Origin of the sequence: Paenibacillus sp. FSL H7-0690, from assembly GCF_037980415.1 — a bacterium.
In the GTDB taxonomy this organism is placed as follows: Bacteria; Bacillota; Bacilli; order Paenibacillales; family Paenibacillaceae; genus Paenibacillus_AQ; species Paenibacillus_AQ odorifer.
In genome coordinates, this window is the sequence record NZ_CP150281.1 from 1430358 (window position 1) to 1445222 (window position 14865).

A 14865-nucleotide genomic window follows, 5' to 3' on the forward strand; every position below is an offset into this window, starting at 1 on the left:
ATGAATAAAGTGGCCTTAATTACTGGAGCAACAAGAGGGATCGGACGTAGTATCGCCATGCAGCTTGGCAAGTCAGGTTATATAGTGGTTGTAAATGGTACGAAACAAGTCTTAATTGATGAGGTTGTGCGCGAGATCCGCCAGGCAGGCGGAGAGGCGCTAGGGTACGCTGCTAATGTAGCCGATTCCGTCGCAGTCACTGCCATGGTAGATGAGGTCATTGCCCGATACGGTCGTATCGATGTATTGATAGCTAACGCGGGAATTGTGCAGGATCAGAAATGTCAACGTATGACGGATGAACAGTGGAAGAATGTTCTGGATGTGCATTTAAATGGCACTTATTATTGCATTCAACGAGTATTACCACATATGCGTGAAACAGGTGGGGATATCCTGTTGATGACCTCTGCTGCTGGACTAGCAGGTTCCGTAGGTCAGGTGAATTATAGTGCAGCCAAGGCTGGAATACTGGGCATGATGTGGACGCTCGCAGCAGAGCTGAAACGTGACCAGATTAGGGTCAATGCGATTTCTCCAGCGGCATTAACAGATATGACCAGACCTATAATTGACCATTTGAAGGAAAAATATTTCAGTCGTAATGAACCTTTGCCTGATTTTTGGAGAATAGGTGACGCTGAGGCTATTGCTTCCTTCGTGACTGCATTGTTGAGGGAGTCCGACGCGGATTTAACCGGTGAAATCTTTGCCGTGAATGGATCAAAAGTGACAAAATGGGAGAAGCCTGCACCTGCATTTTCCGAGAATAGCATTGAGGCATTTTTTGCTGCTTGGCACCGTCAAAAGGGGACTGAATAAATGCTTACCTTCGATCAAGTTTGTTTTTATTATAAAAAAGGACAACCTCTCCTGGAGGATATTAGCTTTACGATAGACGCAGGGGAGTTTGTGGCGATAGTCGGGGCGAATGGTTCTGGCAAATCCACTATTGCAAAGCTCATGGACGGACTGCTGCTGCCGCGAAAAGGGACTGTACAATTTAAGAGCTTGGACACAGCAAAACCAACAGATCTTGCGGAGATTCATCAGCAAATCGGTTTTGTTTTTCAGAATCCAGAGGATCAATTTATCACCACAACCGTTATGGATGAGGTGCTTTTTGGTTTGGAGAATATCCGTGTGCCGAGGGAGGAAATGCGCAGCCGATTGGATCATGCCTTACAGGCCGTTCATATGGAGGATTATCTGGAAGCTATGCCACATCAGCTATCAGGAGGTCAAAAGCAACGTGTCGCTATCGCAGCTATATTGGCGATGCGCCCGCAAGTCATTATTTTTGACGAGGCTACCTCAATGCTTGATCCTCAGGGAAGACAGCAGGTTCTTTCCATCATGCAAGAGCTGCATCGTCAAGGCCTGACGCTTATTCATATCACCCACCATATGGAGGAAGTGTTTGCAGCAGAACGCGTATTGCTCCTGCACCAAGGACGACTTGAGTTTGACGGCGATCCACTGACTTTTTTTGAAACCATGCCTGTTGCGGACTATCAATTACAACTGCCCTTCGCAGTGCGTGTACATACATTGCTCCATTCAGCAGCACCGCTAACAGCCGATTGGAAGGGGATAATTCGATCACAATGGTCTACCAATTAAAAAATCTAAGTGTGAACTATGCCGATCATGTGGCTTTGCGAAATATAAACTGCACTATTCCTGAAGGCAAATGGATTTCTATTATCGGTCCAACAGGCGCAGGAAAGTCTACCTTTGTCAAAGTGCTGAAGGGCTTGATTCCCACCGTAAAAGGAGACTATTGGATTAACCAGCAGCCTGCCAGCAGAGATGCTAAAGGACGCTTAAAGGTTGTCCCCGAGTTGGGTTTCGTTTTTCAATATCCGGAGCATCAGCTATTCGAAACAACGGTGCATAAGGAGCTTGCTTTTGCTCTGAATCAGCAGGGTGCTTCACGTCAGCAAATTACAGAGGCGATTGAAATGATCTTGCCGCAAGTGGGTTTGCCAGAGGGGATTCTCCCCTTAAATCCATTCCAGCTAAGTGGTGGTGAAAAGCGCCGTGTAGCTATTGCCTCTGTACTGATGACAAATCCGAAGCTGCTGATATTGGATGAACCGACAGCGGGTCTCGATCCAGCTAGCCAAGTGTCTTTGCTGAGGCTACTAAAGGAATGGCAGCAACAAGACAATCGCACCATCCTCTTCGTTTCGCATCAGATGGGTGATGTTGCCGAATTCTCAGATGAGGTCATGGTTTTTCGTGAAGGTCAGTTAAAAGGGCATCATGATATCAGAACATTGTTTCTGGAAAAGGAAGAATTACTGCTGGAACTTGGACTATCCTTGCCTGAACCCGTACAGCTCTTGAAGCTAGTGGAGGAATTATCTGGTCAGAAGATTGAAGTTGCCAGTTGTAAAGAGCAGGATATCTTCGAAGCGATTTTGCCGATTTGGCATTCGAGGGGGCAAGGGCATGGCTGATTCCGTATTAGTCGGTCAATATGTGGAGACACATTCGATTTTTCATCGTTTAGATCCTCGTACAAAGCTTGTAAGTATCGTGATGCTCATGCTTAGCTTTATGATGCTTGGTACGGGGCTTAGTTATGTTGTTGCAACCTTTTTTGTATTGGGAATGTTATTACTGTCTAAAGTTCCTGTGCATTTTTTTGGGCGAGGGCTACGGCCGGTATTATTTATTTTATTATTTACTTTTGTTTACAATGCCGTGTTCACCAAGGGGACGATTCTCTGGTCATGGTTTTTTATCGAGGTGACTGAAGAGGGATTGCGGATAGGATTACGTTTTGTATGGCGGATTATATTGCTCATCTTGTTAGCCTCAATTCTGACATTAACTACTAAACCGCTAGACTTAGCTTATGGTCTGGAGAAGCTGCTTGCCCCTCTGTCCAAATTGGGGGTACCCGTAGAGCAGTTCTCTTTAATGATAGTGATTGCGATCCGTTTTATCCCTACCATCAAGGAGGAGCTTGATCGTATCCTTCTCGCACAAAAGGCTAGAGGTTATGATCTCACAGTATTATCACTGCCTAAACGGATATATGCGTACATTCCGATCATTATTCCTCTGCTCTTCACAACGATTCAACGTGCTGAACAGCTGAGCTATGCAATTGATGCGCGTGCTTATGGGAATGGTAAAGGAAGGACTTCTTTTAAAAGACTGCAATTTCAGCAAATAGATTATCTGGCAGGGGGAGCTGCCCTTTTAATTGCCGTGATTCTACTTTGCTTAAAGATAGGAAAGGTGTAGATGAAGATGAAATGGAATACCCGTATTACGGAGTTATTACACATAGAATATCCTATTATTCAAGGAGGACTTGCTTATTTAGGTTATGCAGACCTTGCGGCTGCGGTTTCAAATATCGGTGGACTGGGTCAGGTCACAGCAATGAGTCTTCCGGATGCGGAGGCCTTACGTGCAGAAATACGTCGGGTACGAACACTAACGGACAAACCATTTGGTGTTAATTTTGCTATCGGCATGCATGGGATTGGTTATGAAGATCGGGTGCAGGTCGCCATCGAAGAGCAGGTTCCCGTGGTGAGCCTCACTGGAGGGAATCCAGCCCCTATACTGGAAATGTTACAGCCCACCGATATTAAAACACTTGTGCTCGTCTCCTCACGCAGACAAGCCCAAAAAGCTGAACAATTAGGGGCTTCTGCGGTTATTGTTGTTGGGCATGAGGGAGGGGGCCACTTAGGGCGTGACGATGTTGGAACCATGGTGCTCGTTCCCCAAGTGGTTGATGCGGTTAATATTCCTGTGATTGCTTCCGGAGGGATCGGAGATGGCCGTGGATGGATGGCTGCTCATGCACTTGGGGCTGAAGGAATCGAAATGGGCACTCGTTTCGTTGCTACAGTGGAATGTGTTCATGCGGCCGCTTCTTATAAAAAAGCTTTAGTAGAAAGCTCAGAGTCGGATACGGTTGTAATCAAACGTTCTATTGGAGCACCCGCACGAGTGTTACGTAGTGACTACATTGATCAAATTCTTGAAATCGAGCGCGTGACACCGACCTATGAAGCATTAAAAGAGTATATCAGTGGTGCAGCCAACAAGCGCTGGATCTATGATGATATCAAAGAAGAGGGCATCGGCTGGGCAGGTCAAGTGACAGGAATGATCCAAGATATTCCTACAGTCGCGGAGCTGATCGGCAGGATGGTGAAAGAGGCTAAGTTGGTTCGCGGGATGTGGGGAACACAGGTTTGAATTTAAAAAAACACAGAGCGGCGATTCTCTCTTTATTGGAGGAATCGCTGCTCTGTGTTTTTGGCTATGGCTTGTAATTCTTTTCTACAAATGAAGAATAGTCAGTTCCTTAGGGAAGCTTGTTAAGGTCTCTGCACCTTCAGCTGTAATAATCAGATCATCTTCGATACGTACACCCGCTAGTCCAGGCACATAAATTCCTGGCTCAACGGTGAACACATTGCCGATCTCGATAATGTCGTCGTTCTGTCCGTGAAGTGATGGATATTCATGAACATCCATGCCCAGTCCGTGTCCGACACGGTGTGAGAAATATTCTCCGAATCCAGCTTCTTCAATTACATCACGTGCAGCTTTGTCGACTGAGCCGAAAGGTGCTCCAGGATTGGAGGCAGCGATCCCAGCTTCGTTGGCAGCCAGCACAGTGTTATAGATAGTGACTAGCTTGTCGTCTACGGATTCAATAGCAAAGGTACGTGTAATATCAGAAGCATAACCATCGGCATACACCCCGATATCAAACATCAGGAAGTCGCCGGGTTGAATGACCCGGTTGCCAGGAACACCGTGAGGCAAGGCAGTTTTCGGACCAGAAAGCACCATAGTGTCGAAGGAAGGGCCGGAAGCGCCAACCTTTTTCATTAGATATTCTAGCTCCGCCACTAGATCGTTTTCTGTAACGCCTGTTTTTACGTGGGTAAGAACGCGGCGCAAGGCTTCCTCAACTAGCTCAGCGGCATGTTTCATGCGATTAACTTCATCCGGGGTCTTTTTGGAGCGCATGCTGCGCAGCAATGGACCAATATCACTAAACCGTTCAGCTGGAACAGCAGCGGTTAGGTGCTCAAAACGGGCTACTGAGAAATGTTCCTTTTCTATGCCAAGAGTACCTAGCTTACTGCTGCCGAAACAATCTTTTAGCAGGTTATAGGGATTATCAGTGTCAGTGTGAGTTAGAATTTTGGTGACCGAAGAAGCCGCTTGAGCCGCTTCTGCATCCAATGCAGGCAGAATGAGCATAGGCTCTTCTCCGCGTATCAGCAGCAGACCCAGAAAACGTTCATGCGGATCGCTGGCGAAGCCGGTTAAGTAGTAGACATGCTTGGGATCTGTTACGAGCAGGGCATCCAGACCTTCGCCCGCCATTTGCTGCTCTAGGCTTGTCAGAGCATTATTCATAGTTGGTGTTCCCCTTTCAACTTCACGATTAGAACTGCAATATTCCTATTATAGATCAAAAATAGACCAGACGCACCTGACGAACTATAACTATCGTTGGCTAATCATGACATGAAGCTTTTCTTAACCCTACTAGTTGGTGTAACATATCTTTAAATATACTTCTCCTAAGGTTAGGCTGAAGCTTATTCGGGTACGGTTGTTGAGAGAGGAGTGATTCTTGCAATGAGAGGAACAATCGCACTTGTTACCGGAGCGAATTCCGGTATGGGGCTGGCCACAACAGTTGAACTGGCTCGCAAGGGAGCTAAAGTTATTATGGTTTGCCGTAATCGCCAGCGGGGAGAAGAAGCACATGCTGCCGCCAAACAAAAGAGCCGCTCCGAGGATATCGAGCTCATGTTGTGTGATCTGGCTTCACTTGAGAGCATTCGCAGCTTTGCTGAGGAATTCACTATGAAATATCCGATGCTAGACATACTTATCAATAACGCCGGGGTAGTCACGATTAAGCGTCAGCTTACGAAGGACGGCTTTGAGATGGATCTTGGCGTAAATCATTTGGGGCATTTTCTACTTACCAATTTGTTACTTAAGTCGTTGCAGGCAGCAGAGCAAGGCCGTATCATTGTGGTTGCCTCCGGTGCTTACAAGATAGGTGCGCTCCATTATGAAGATCCAACCCTCGCTCGCCGTTTTAATCCTGCAAAAGCCTATGCCCGATCCAAGCTAGCCAATATTCTGTTCACGCGGGAGCTGGCTTCGCGTCTTCACGGAACAAGGGTGACGGTGAATTGCCTGCATCCAGGAGCAGTGGGGACGAATATAGGTGTAAACCGGGAGACTGGTTTCGGCAAGTCGGTACTTAAGTTACTCTCATACTTTTTCTTAACACCTGAACAAGGTGCCGATACAGCGATTTATTTGGCTACAGATCCCGATCTTGGAGAGGTAACCGGTCAATATTATTATCGAAGAAAGATTAAACAACTGTCTCCCAGAGCGCAGAATACAATAGAAGCCGAACGGCTGTGGCAATGGAGCCAGGAGCAGGTCGGCCTGAGTTAATTAACACATTTGGAGGGATTAAGGGATGAATTGGGAGAACAGCAGAATTGAAGATGCAACATCTGCAGACTTAGCAGCTATTGTAGATATTTATAACTCAACGATTGCTGGGAGGGTGGTAACTGCAGATCTGGAACCCGTTACTGTTGCAGACCGGGAGAAATGGTTTCTTGAGCATAATAGCCATCACCGTCCCTTATGGGTACTGAAGCAAGGAGATGAAATTGCTGCATGGTTCAGTTTTCAATCCTTCTATGGTCGTCCAGCGTATAATGCAACAGCAGAAATCAGTGTATACGTGAATGAAAAGTTCCGTGGTGGTGGTGCGGGCAGAATTCTTCTGACAGAGGCCATTGAGAAAGCCCCTAGTCTCGGAATTAAGAATCTAGTCGGCTTTGTATTTGGACATAATGATCCAAGCCTTGGTTTGTTGAAAAAGTTTGGTTTTGAAGAGTGGGGAATGCTGCCTGGTGTGGCTGAACTTGACGGTATAGAGCGTGATTTAGTCATTGTCGGCCTTAAAATCTAACGCCTCATATAAAACGCTTACATTTTGAGAGTTGAATTTAGATTATCGGTGTCACAATCGACCCATTCTTTGGACCAACTCTGTAAGTCTCGGATGACTGATTCCAGGGCAAGACCTTTATCCGTCAAAGAATATTGGATCCGCACGGGGGTCTCTGGGAACACTTCTCGAAGAACGATCCCTTCCTGTTCCAGCTCTTTGAGCCGTTCGGAGAGCAGTCTTCCACTGATGGGCAATGCCGCTTCAATTACATTGAAACGTTGGGGTCCTTGAAGGAGCTGGTAGATAATTAAACCAGTCCAACGCCTGCCGATAATATCCATACTTTTTTGTAGCCGGGGACATAAATCATTGGACTTCATAGGGCTCACCTCTTAGTAAACATTATAAACGAAAAGACCAATAACTTAAACAAATTCCAATTTAATTCAGTACTAGAAAGGATGATGGACAGTGGCTAAAAAAAAGAAAATGCCTACCACACCAAGAGCCGCTACGAATGATGGCCCTGCTACGTTAAAAGATCTGCTAAGCAGTGATGTTCTAGGAAAGCTGAAGGCGCAATCTGATGCGTTGAAAGCGGAGGAAAATGACCGTAAAGAAGCTGCCCGTAAGGCAGTGGAAGATCAGCGCAAGGCTGAGCAGAAGCGGTTGGATAATGATTTTGCACATCTGCTGGAGAACAGTAATCAGGATTGGAAAAAATATAAATAAATCCTATAGCTTAGCGCTAAAAATATGGCAGAGATTAAAGAGGCACCCGTTAGGGTGTCTTTTTTTTATGTAACTTAAGCAGATAAGCCTAAGTCTTAATTATTTTAAATTTAAGTATATGAAAGGGTTGACCCTCAAAGTGGGCTTAGGTATAATTTAAAACATTGCGAATGAAAATCATTATCATAAAAGCGCATTTGTAAACTATTAAACAGATAAGGAACAACTCATGAAACTAAAATATTTGTCCCTACTTCTAATAGTATTTTCATTTATATCTTTGTTTATAGGCGTTAAAGATATATCCCCATTAGATCTCTTTCATCTTACGGAATCTCAAGCACAGACCTTGCTGGTAAGCCGGATTCCCCGGTTAGCCGCATTGATTATCGCTGGAGTCAGCATGAGTATTGCCGGATTAATTATGCAACAGCTGTCACGCAATAAATTCGTCTCCCCGACTACGGCCGGAACGATGGATTCCGCAAAATTTGGTATTCTCGTATCCCTCATGTTATTCACAGGCGCAACGCCAATGCAGAAATTGCTGGTTGCTTTTGTTTTTGCACTATTGGGCACCTTTATTTTTATGAGAATCCTGGATCGGATCAAGTTCAAGGATAGTATTTTTATCCCGCTGGTCGGACTCATGTTCGGCAACATTGTAGGCTCGATTACCACTTTTTTTGCGTATAAAAATGATTTGATTCAGAATATCTCGTCTTGGATGCTTGGAGATTTCTCGACGATTATCAAAGGCCAATACGAATTAATTTATATCAGCATTCCACTTGTCATCCTGGCGTATCTCTTCGCTAATAAATTTACGGTAGCCGGTATGGGCGAGGATTTCTCCGTTAATCTTGGCATGAATTACAAAGCGGTTGTCAACGTGGGATTGGTAATTGTAGCGTTAATCTCTTCTGTTGTCATTTTAACCGTAGGTACGATTCCATTTCTGGGTCTGGTAGTACCTAACATTGTAACGTTGTACATAGGAGATAACCTCAAAAAAAGTCTGGCGCATACAGCCATTCTCGGAGCGGTGTTCCTCCTGTTCTGCGATATTCTGGGCAGGCTCATTATCTATCCATATGAAATATCAATCAGTCTCACGGTAGGCGTCATCGGTAGTGGTCTGTTTATCTACTTGCTGATGAGAAGAAAGGCGAACTAGAGATGAAGACAAAACTAACTATATTATCTATAAGTGCTGTCGCTCTCATCGTCTTGTTTATGACGTATCATGCTTTGGGAAATTGGGACTACGTTCTGCCCAGCCGGGGAAGAAAGCTGGCGGCCATTCTGATTACCGGAGCTGTGATAGCTGTCTCTACCGTAGTTTTTCAGAGCATCACGAACAATCGTATTTTGACACCAAGTATTCTCGGGCTCGATTCCCTGTACATGTTAATCCAGACGTTCGGTGTATATGCCTTAGGTTCATCGAATATGACCTTTATGAATAAAAACATCAACTTCTTGTTCTCTGCGTGTCTCATGGTCCTGTTTTCAGGCGTATTGTATAAGCTAATGTTCCGTAGGGAAGGACAAAATATTTATTTCCTGCTGCTGGTAGGGCTGATCATGGGGACGATGTTCCAGAGCGCGTCTTCTTTTATGGAAGTGCTTATTGATCCGAACGAATTCCTGATTCTACAGGGGAAAATGTTTGCCAGCTTCAACAATGTCAGCAGTGACCTATTGATTCTTTCCACCATTGTTCTGACGCTAACTACGTTGTATTTCTTGCGATTTGTTAAGTATTTGGATGTTATTTCGCTTGGAAAAGATGAAGCCATTAATCTGGGCATCAATTATGACTATGTGGTCAAAAGGCTGCTAGTTATTGTATCTATCTACGTTTCGATCTCGACGGCTCTAGTGGGGCCAATCACTTTCTTAGGTTTGTTGGTAGCTAATGTGGGACACCAGCTGTTCCGTACCTATAAGCATGCCTATCTGATTCCTGGAACGATTCTGCTGAGCATTGTTGCGCTTGTCGGCGGGCAGTTCCTGGTCGAACGTGTTTTTGGATTCAATACTACGGTTAGTGTGATTATCAATTTTGCAGGCGGCGTCTACTTCGTCTATCTGCTGTTAAAGGAGAATAAGTCGTGGTAGAAGTTAAAAATTTAACCAAACGTTATGGCGGAGTAACCGTCGTTGATGATGTGTCTTTGTCCATCAAAAAAGGCGCAATCACCTCGTTTATCGGACCAAATGGTGCGGGTAAAAGTACACTGCTCTCCATGATCAGCAGACTTATCTCCAAAGACGCGGGAGAGGTGCTGATCGAAGGTAAGGAAATCGGTACCTGCAAAAGTAATGAGCTTGCTCGTAAAATATCGGTGTTAAAGCAGTCCAATCATATTAGCGTACGCCTCACTGTGAAGGAGCTCGTTTCTTTTGGGAGATTCCCGTATTCACAGGGGAAGCTGAGTCCGGAGGATCGGGCGTTCGTTGACGAAGCGATTGCTTACATGGATCTCCAAGAGATGCAGGATAAATATATTGATCAGCTCAGTGGAGGACAACGCCAGCGGGCATATATTGCCATGGTTATGGCTCAGGATACAGAGTACATTCTGCTCGATGAACCGCTCAACAACCTTGATATGAAGCATTCCGTCCAAATTATGAAGGTGCTTCGCCGCTTGGTGGACGAGAAGGGGAAGACGATTGTGCTCGTTATCCACGATATTAACTTTGCATCTTGTTACTCTGACTACATTGTTGCGCTTAAAAATGGAAGAGTAGCTTCCTCGGGTACAGCGGATGAAATTATAGATTCTGCAGTTCTTAAAGAGGTATATGACATGGACATTCCTATTGAAACTATAGGAGGCCGAAAAATCGGTGTCTATTTCTAAAAAGGTAACTATTACTATGTGGATATTATTATGACGTAACGTAAGAAGTGAAAGGCGCCAGCTTCTTAACGCATACGCGAATAATTCAAATAGCTTCACTATAAAAATTAGGGGTGAATACATTGAAGAAGAACTTATCTTTACTGATTATGACAGTATTTCTTGCGGTAATCTTGGCGGCTTGTGGCTCCAATAATGCAGCAACTTCAAATAACAACACAGCAGCGGCAGGCAATTCGGAAGCTACTACTGCACCAACAACGGAAGCTACTACAGCACCGACAGAGCTTACTTTCAAGCATGCGCTTGGCGAAACAACTATCAAAAGCAATCCGCAAAAAGTGGTTGTTTTTGACTTCGGTACACTGGATACGCTGGATAAACTGGGTGTAGAGGTGACTGGAGTGCCTCAAAGTAATGTACCGGCTTATCTCTCTAAATATAACGATGCTAAATATGAGAATGTTGGGGGTTTGAAAGAGCCTGACTTCGAAAAAATAAACAGTCTTTCTCCGGACCTGATCATCATTTCCGGCAGACAACAGGATTCTTACGAAGAATTCAGCAAAATTGCACCTACTCTGTATGTGGCTGTAGATAATGCAAACTACATGGAATCTTTTACGAATAACGTGAAAATGCTGGGTCAAATTTTTGGAAAAGAAGCAGAAGTAGAAACTGAGCTTGCGACTATCAATGATTCCATCAAAGCTTTGAATACGAAGGCAACAGCTGATGGCAAAAAAGCACTTGTTATTCTTGCGAATGAAGGAAAAATCAGTGCTTACGGTGCAGGTTCCCGTTTTGGGATTATCCATGATGTGTTCGGATTTGCACAGGCTGATGATAAAATTGAAGTATCCACTCACGGACAAAGCGTATCCTACGAATATGTAGCGGATAAGAATCCGGATTATCTGTTTGTAGTGGACAGAGATGCGGCTGTGAAGAGTGATGGCGGCGAAGCCGGCTCAGCTAAAAAAGCAGTTGAAAACGATCTAGTGAAGAACACAAATGCCTTTAAAAACGGTAAAATCATTTACTTGGATCCTAACTACTGGTATTTGTCCGGTGGCGGTTTAATATCCGTTAGCGAAATGCTCAAAGAAGTTGAAGTTGTTCTGTAAGCAGAGTAACTTGGTGAATTAAAAAGCCTGTTGGCAGGAGTAATACTCCCTGCCAGCAGGCTTTTTTTCGCTTTTTTCCATGGAATTACTGGTATATTCATACTAGTTGCTAAATTTATCTGTAACTTTTCAGGCTGGGATACGTGGTTAGGTTAAGGGGGGAGTGCATGAAGCGAAAGTCATTGGATGAAATATATCAGATGTATGTGATGGATATTTACCGCTATTTGCGCTCCCTTTGTGGTGATCATTATGCGGCTGAAGATTTGATGCAAGAAACCTTTTATCGCGCTTATCTACATTTGGAGGATTGTAAAGAAGAGAAGATTAAGCCATGGTTGTTCCGTGTCGCTTATAACGCCTTCGTAGATTACAAGCGAAAGGAAGGCCGCAGTACAGTTCAGAGTGAGGATTATTTCAAAAAGCTTGCTCATCCAGATACCACAGAAAGCACACTGCTTCATCAGGAACGTTGGGAAGAGATGAGGATAGCAGTAGGTGAGCTACCGGACAATCAGAGAAATGCACTGCTGCTGCATGATTTTCATGGGCTGAGTTATCGGGAAGCATCGGACATTATGGATGTGGGCTTGTCCCAATATAAGATATTGATTTTTCGGGCCAGACAGAAGCTGCGTGAGGCAGAGCGGAGGAGAAATGAACATGAGTGAAGAGTTTAAGGAGAAGTTAAGAAGGTATGGCGAAGGCACTCTTGCTGATGAGGATAGGGATGAGGTTGAACGTGAGCTAGAGAAGATGGAAGCTTACCAGGCCTATCTGGATGAACTGATGGGCGAAGAAAAGCCGGCTTCAGAAGAGGAGAAGAGCATAAAATTCGGAAAGGGTAAAAGAAACAGACCCGGCAAAGAAAAAAAGATCATCCGCCGTGGCAAGTGGAAAGCACGTATATCAAATACTTTGACGGTGATTTCTGCATTTTTGATTTTTTTGATCGTCAGCAGTATCATCACAGCGGTATTTTATGGCACTGGAGAAAGAGGAGAGACTTACCGTGATGTCGTTTCTTCCGCAATTGCTGTTTCACAGCCGAATACAATCGTCCATTTGAGTAGCGATTCCGGACCGTTTTTTAGTATGAATCTGCAGGGTGAAATAATAAAACAAATTGGTGATGCGCGGATTAATGTTGGAGATTATTCGATGAAGTTTCTATTAGGCTGGCCCAGAATATATAGTTATTCATGGACATATGAACGCAGTGGGACAGGTAATTACTTTATCTATCCCACTGAGAACCAGTCTGCAGAAAATAGGATGGATGACAGCAGTGAGTGGGAAAAACTAGAAAAGCTCCCTGAAGGTACGGTAGGAGAAGCCTATTTGTCTTTTGAACAATTTTTTACGACAGATGAGCTATTGAAGAAGTTTCAGCATAAAAATCTTGAGCTTTTATGGTTCGCAGCAGATACAGGTCCAAGGATACAAGAGCCAGTAATAAATGATCCCTTAGGATTTCCAAGTACGCCCATCTGGCATGCCGATGATATGAAGGTGACACAAGAGTCAAAGAAAAAGTGGGGTTGGTTTGGAGGGGGGACTAGCCGCACGAGTGTTTCTCCATCTGTTGACTCATATGGGGATGGTGAACTTCGTAATGCGAACTTCCTTAAGACACTGCACTTAATGCAGGAGCATAAATCGATCGCCAACAAGGTAATTCCGTTTATTGATCTGGATGACTCCATTAGTTATCTGGAGAAGAACGGAGTTAGGCTGTATGGAGCTGTCGTAACCGGTCCGGTAAAAGAACTGCTCAAGTTAAAGGAAGAAAAATGGGTCAGTAATATTCATGTTGAAGAAGTAAGATTATGGAATTGGCAGGATAGAGAGAACTGAGTTGGGATGCTAAATACTGTAGAAGGTAGTAAGCATAAATGATTTCTTTGGAATTACTTAATGGCAGCCGGATATGCCCTGTGTTAGTGGGGTGTACCCGGCTTTTCTGTGTGGGAGAAGTCACAGAACTTGCTTCTCGTTTAAGCAAATCGTACAATTATTTGAATATGAGATGAGTATGATAGATTAGGAGCTGAGTTATATGAAAGTAGGCGTGGTATCAGATACACATATGACAAGAATGGCTAAGTCTCTGCCCAAAGCACTTGTTGCTGAATTCCGGAATGTAGACTTGATTCTGCATCTTGGAGATTGGGTGAGTATGGGAATCTACGATTTGTTGGCTGAATTGGCTCCAGTGGAAGGGATTGCTGGGAATAACGATGGAATAGAGATCATCGAGCGTTTCGGGGAGCGTAAGCTGCTAACGCTTGAGGGAGTCCGGATCGGAATGGTCCATGGTCATACGCCACACTCCCGCAAAGGAACGGACGGGAATGCGCTGCTTGCTTTTGCGAACGATAAGGTGGATTGTATTCTTTTTGGACATTCGCATCAGCCTTTATTGCGGGAAGAGAATGGGATTCTGCTCTTTAATCCAGGATCGCCAACGGATAAACGACGTGAGAAACTGTATTCCATCGGAATTTTGGATATCGAAGAGGGTAAAGTCAGTGCCCGGCATGTGTTCTACGATTCCAAAGAATAAGAATAATTGTCCAAATGATCTGGCGTTCGCTCCATGGTGCACGGTACGGCTGAAATATACAATAACGTTAAAACGGCCCAAGCCGGAAAGTGAGCGTTGAGGATGAACAACTATCGTATTGAACGTGTGATCTATGATGATTTGGAACGGCTTATCCCATTGTTTGATGAGTATCGGGTATTTTATGGGGCAGTCTCTGATCTGGATGGTGCACGTGCTTTTTTATCAGATCGATTGAAGCTGAACGAATCGGTAATCTTTATTGCGGTGGAGGGAGAAGGCGAGGAGAAACGAGCGTGGGGCTTCATTCAGCTCTATCCCTCTTTTTCATCGGTCTCTATGGAGCGTCTCTGGATATTGAATGATCTATATGTAACTACAGAACTGCGAGGACATGGGCTCGGCTCCAAGCTGCTGGAAAGTGCCATAGCTCATGCGCTCGCAACTAATACCAAGGGCTTGTCCCTGACAACAATGACGGCGAATGTGGGGGCACAGCGCTTATATGAAGCGCATGGCTACATTCGGGATGATGATTTTTATACCTATAACCTTTTTTTCTAAAGCTAGAGAGAA

18 protein-coding genes are annotated in these 14865 nt (G+C 44.6%); 16 read left to right on the forward strand and 2 right to left on the reverse strand.

Annotated features, from left to right (window positions below; all coding sequences use genetic code 11):
- Genes MHI32_RS06365 through MHI32_RS06385 form a run of 5 tightly spaced genes read left to right on the forward strand, consistent with a single transcriptional unit; the run spans nucleotide 1 to nucleotide 4233 of the window.
- Entirely contained in the window at nucleotides 1-822 is an 822-nt protein-coding gene (locus MHI32_RS06365) for an SDR family NAD(P)-dependent oxidoreductase (RefSeq protein WP_340012050.1), read from the forward strand.
- Complete coding sequence (locus MHI32_RS06370; protein WP_076128113.1) at nucleotides 823-1623, forward strand: energy-coupling factor transporter ATPase; 801 nt, start codon at nucleotides 823-825, stop codon at nucleotides 1621-1623.
- The gene (locus MHI32_RS06375; RefSeq protein ID WP_340012051.1) at nucleotides 1608-2465 is read left to right on the forward strand and encodes an ATP-binding cassette domain-containing protein; all 858 of its coding nucleotides are present in this window, start codon (nucleotides 1608-1610) and stop codon (nucleotides 2463-2465) included. The genes MHI32_RS06370 and MHI32_RS06375 overlap by 16 nt, the downstream gene beginning before the upstream one ends.
- Nucleotides 2458-3261 (forward strand): energy-coupling factor transporter transmembrane component T, encoded by an 804-nt coding sequence (locus tag MHI32_RS06380; protein ID WP_340012052.1) that lies wholly within the window; start codon nucleotides 2458-2460, stop codon nucleotides 3259-3261. The genes MHI32_RS06375 and MHI32_RS06380 overlap by 8 nt, the downstream gene beginning before the upstream one ends.
- A gap of 6 nt (nucleotides 3262-3267) precedes the next feature.
- Nucleotides 3268-4233, forward strand: a complete 966-nt coding sequence (locus MHI32_RS06385) for a nitronate monooxygenase family protein (protein WP_076142180.1) — start codon at nucleotides 3268-3270, stop codon at nucleotides 4231-4233.
- A gap of 84 nt (nucleotides 4234-4317) precedes the next feature.
- Here the strand turns inward: MHI32_RS06385 and MHI32_RS06390 are convergent, their stop codons facing one another.
- Nucleotides 4318-5412 carry a Xaa-Pro peptidase family protein gene (locus MHI32_RS06390; protein ID WP_340012053.1) on the reverse strand — a complete coding sequence of 365 codons (1095 nt, stop codon included), beginning with the start codon at nucleotides 5410-5412 and terminating at the stop codon, nucleotides 4318-4320.
- A 225-nt stretch (nucleotides 5413-5637) separates the two neighbouring features.
- On the opposite strand from MHI32_RS06390, the gene MHI32_RS06395 reads away from it, so the two are divergent.
- Together MHI32_RS06395 and MHI32_RS06400 are read left to right on the forward strand one after the other, a co-directional pair.
- Nucleotides 5638-6480 (forward strand): SDR family oxidoreductase, encoded by an 843-nt coding sequence (locus MHI32_RS06395; RefSeq protein WP_340012054.1) that lies wholly within the window; start codon nucleotides 5638-5640, stop codon nucleotides 6478-6480.
- Between the two features lie 25 nt (nucleotides 6481-6505).
- Nucleotides 6506-7009 (forward strand): GNAT family N-acetyltransferase, encoded by a 504-nt coding sequence (locus MHI32_RS06400; RefSeq protein WP_076142169.1) that lies wholly within the window; start codon nucleotides 6506-6508, stop codon nucleotides 7007-7009.
- Between the two features lie 17 nt (nucleotides 7010-7026).
- On the opposite strand, the gene MHI32_RS06405 is transcribed toward MHI32_RS06400, so the two are convergent.
- The gene (locus MHI32_RS06405; RefSeq protein WP_076128100.1) at nucleotides 7027-7371 is read right to left on the reverse strand and encodes a helix-turn-helix domain-containing protein; all 345 of its coding nucleotides are present in this window, start codon (nucleotides 7369-7371) and stop codon (nucleotides 7027-7029) included.
- Nucleotides 7372-7462: 91 nt separating this feature from the next.
- Between MHI32_RS06405 and MHI32_RS06410 the strand changes: the two genes are divergently transcribed.
- The 9 genes from MHI32_RS06410 to MHI32_RS06450 all read left to right on the forward strand — a co-directional run bounded on the left by MHI32_RS06410 (nucleotide 7463) and on the right by MHI32_RS06450 (nucleotide 14853).
- Complete coding sequence (locus MHI32_RS06410; RefSeq protein WP_036681837.1) at nucleotides 7463-7723, forward strand: YqkE family protein; 261 nt, start codon at nucleotides 7463-7465, stop codon at nucleotides 7721-7723.
- A 229-nt stretch (nucleotides 7724-7952) separates the two neighbouring features.
- Nucleotides 7953-8900 carry an ABC transporter permease gene (locus tag MHI32_RS06415; protein ID WP_036681839.1) on the forward strand — a complete coding sequence of 316 codons (948 nt, stop codon included), beginning with the start codon at nucleotides 7953-7955 and terminating at the stop codon, nucleotides 8898-8900.
- A 2-nt stretch (nucleotides 8901-8902) separates the two neighbouring features.
- Nucleotides 8903-9847: an iron chelate uptake ABC transporter family permease subunit gene (locus MHI32_RS06420; RefSeq protein ID WP_036681842.1), complete on the forward strand. Its 945-nt coding sequence runs from the start codon at nucleotides 8903-8905 to the stop codon at nucleotides 9845-9847.
- Entirely contained in the window at nucleotides 9841-10596 is a 756-nt protein-coding gene (locus MHI32_RS06425) for an ABC transporter ATP-binding protein (protein ID WP_036681845.1), read from the forward strand. Before MHI32_RS06420 ends, MHI32_RS06425 begins: the two co-directional genes overlap by 7 nt.
- A 122-nt stretch (nucleotides 10597-10718) precedes the next feature.
- Entirely contained in the window at nucleotides 10719-11723 is a 1005-nt protein-coding gene (locus MHI32_RS06430; protein ID WP_282579687.1) for a siderophore ABC transporter substrate-binding protein, read from the forward strand.
- Between the two features lie 167 nt (nucleotides 11724-11890).
- Nucleotides 11891-12394: a sigma-70 family RNA polymerase sigma factor gene (locus MHI32_RS06435; RefSeq protein WP_036681849.1), complete on the forward strand. Its 504-nt coding sequence runs from the start codon at nucleotides 11891-11893 to the stop codon at nucleotides 12392-12394.
- Nucleotides 12387-13580: an anti-sigma factor gene (locus MHI32_RS06440; protein WP_076281997.1), complete on the forward strand. Its 1194-nt coding sequence runs from the start codon at nucleotides 12387-12389 to the stop codon at nucleotides 13578-13580. Before MHI32_RS06435 ends, MHI32_RS06440 begins: the two co-directional genes overlap by 8 nt.
- 202 nt (nucleotides 13581-13782) lie before the next feature.
- Complete coding sequence (locus tag MHI32_RS06445) at nucleotides 13783-14289, forward strand: metallophosphoesterase (protein ID WP_076128097.1); 507 nt, start codon at nucleotides 13783-13785, stop codon at nucleotides 14287-14289.
- Nucleotides 14290-14391: 102 nt separating this feature from the next.
- A complete protein-coding gene (locus MHI32_RS06450) occupies nucleotides 14392-14853 on the forward strand; it encodes a GNAT family N-acetyltransferase (RefSeq protein ID WP_076281996.1) in 462 nt (153 codons plus the stop codon).
- Nucleotides 14854-14865 lie beyond the last annotated feature (12 nt).

Bases quoted from the DNA above. Each gene is read 5' to 3' on its own strand.
- MHI32_RS06395 (WP_340012054.1), top strand. From the start codon at position 5,638: ATGAGAGGAACAATCGCACTTGTTACCGGAGCGAATTCCGGTATGGGG.
- MHI32_RS06435 (WP_036681849.1), top strand. From the start codon at position 11,891: ATGAAGCGAAAGTCATTGGATGAAATATATCAGATGTATGTGATGGAT.
- MHI32_RS06445 (WP_076128097.1), top strand. From the start codon at position 13,783: ATGAAAGTAGGCGTGGTATCAGATACACATATGACAAGAATGGCTAAG.
- MHI32_RS06385 (WP_076142180.1), top strand. From the start codon at position 3,268: ATGAAATGGAATACCCGTATTACGGAGTTATTACACATAGAATATCCT.
- MHI32_RS06450 (WP_076281996.1), top strand. From the start codon at position 14,392: ATGAACAACTATCGTATTGAACGTGTGATCTATGATGATTTGGAACGG.
- MHI32_RS06420 (WP_036681842.1), top strand. From the start codon at position 8,903: ATGAAGACAAAACTAACTATATTATCTATAAGTGCTGTCGCTCTCATC.
- MHI32_RS06390 (WP_340012053.1), bottom strand. From the start codon at position 5,412: ATGAATAATGCTCTGACAAGCCTAGAGCAGCAAATGGCGGGCGAAGGT.
- MHI32_RS06415 (WP_036681839.1), top strand. From the start codon at position 7,953: ATGAAACTAAAATATTTGTCCCTACTTCTAATAGTATTTTCATTTATA.
- MHI32_RS06440 (WP_076281997.1), top strand. From the start codon at position 12,387: ATGAGTGAAGAGTTTAAGGAGAAGTTAAGAAGGTATGGCGAAGGCACT.
- MHI32_RS06400 (WP_076142169.1), top strand. From the start codon at position 6,506: ATGAATTGGGAGAACAGCAGAATTGAAGATGCAACATCTGCAGACTTA.
- MHI32_RS06370 (WP_076128113.1), top strand. From the start codon at position 823: ATGCTTACCTTCGATCAAGTTTGTTTTTATTATAAAAAAGGACAACCT.
- MHI32_RS06380 (WP_340012052.1), top strand. From the start codon at position 2,458: ATGGCTGATTCCGTATTAGTCGGTCAATATGTGGAGACACATTCGATT.
- MHI32_RS06405 (WP_076128100.1), bottom strand. From the start codon at position 7,371: ATGAAGTCCAATGATTTATGTCCCCGGCTACAAAAAAGTATGGATATT.
- MHI32_RS06375 (WP_340012051.1), top strand. From the start codon at position 1,608: ATGGTCTACCAATTAAAAAATCTAAGTGTGAACTATGCCGATCATGTG.
- MHI32_RS06365 (WP_340012050.1), top strand. From the start codon at position 1: ATGAATAAAGTGGCCTTAATTACTGGAGCAACAAGAGGGATCGGACGT.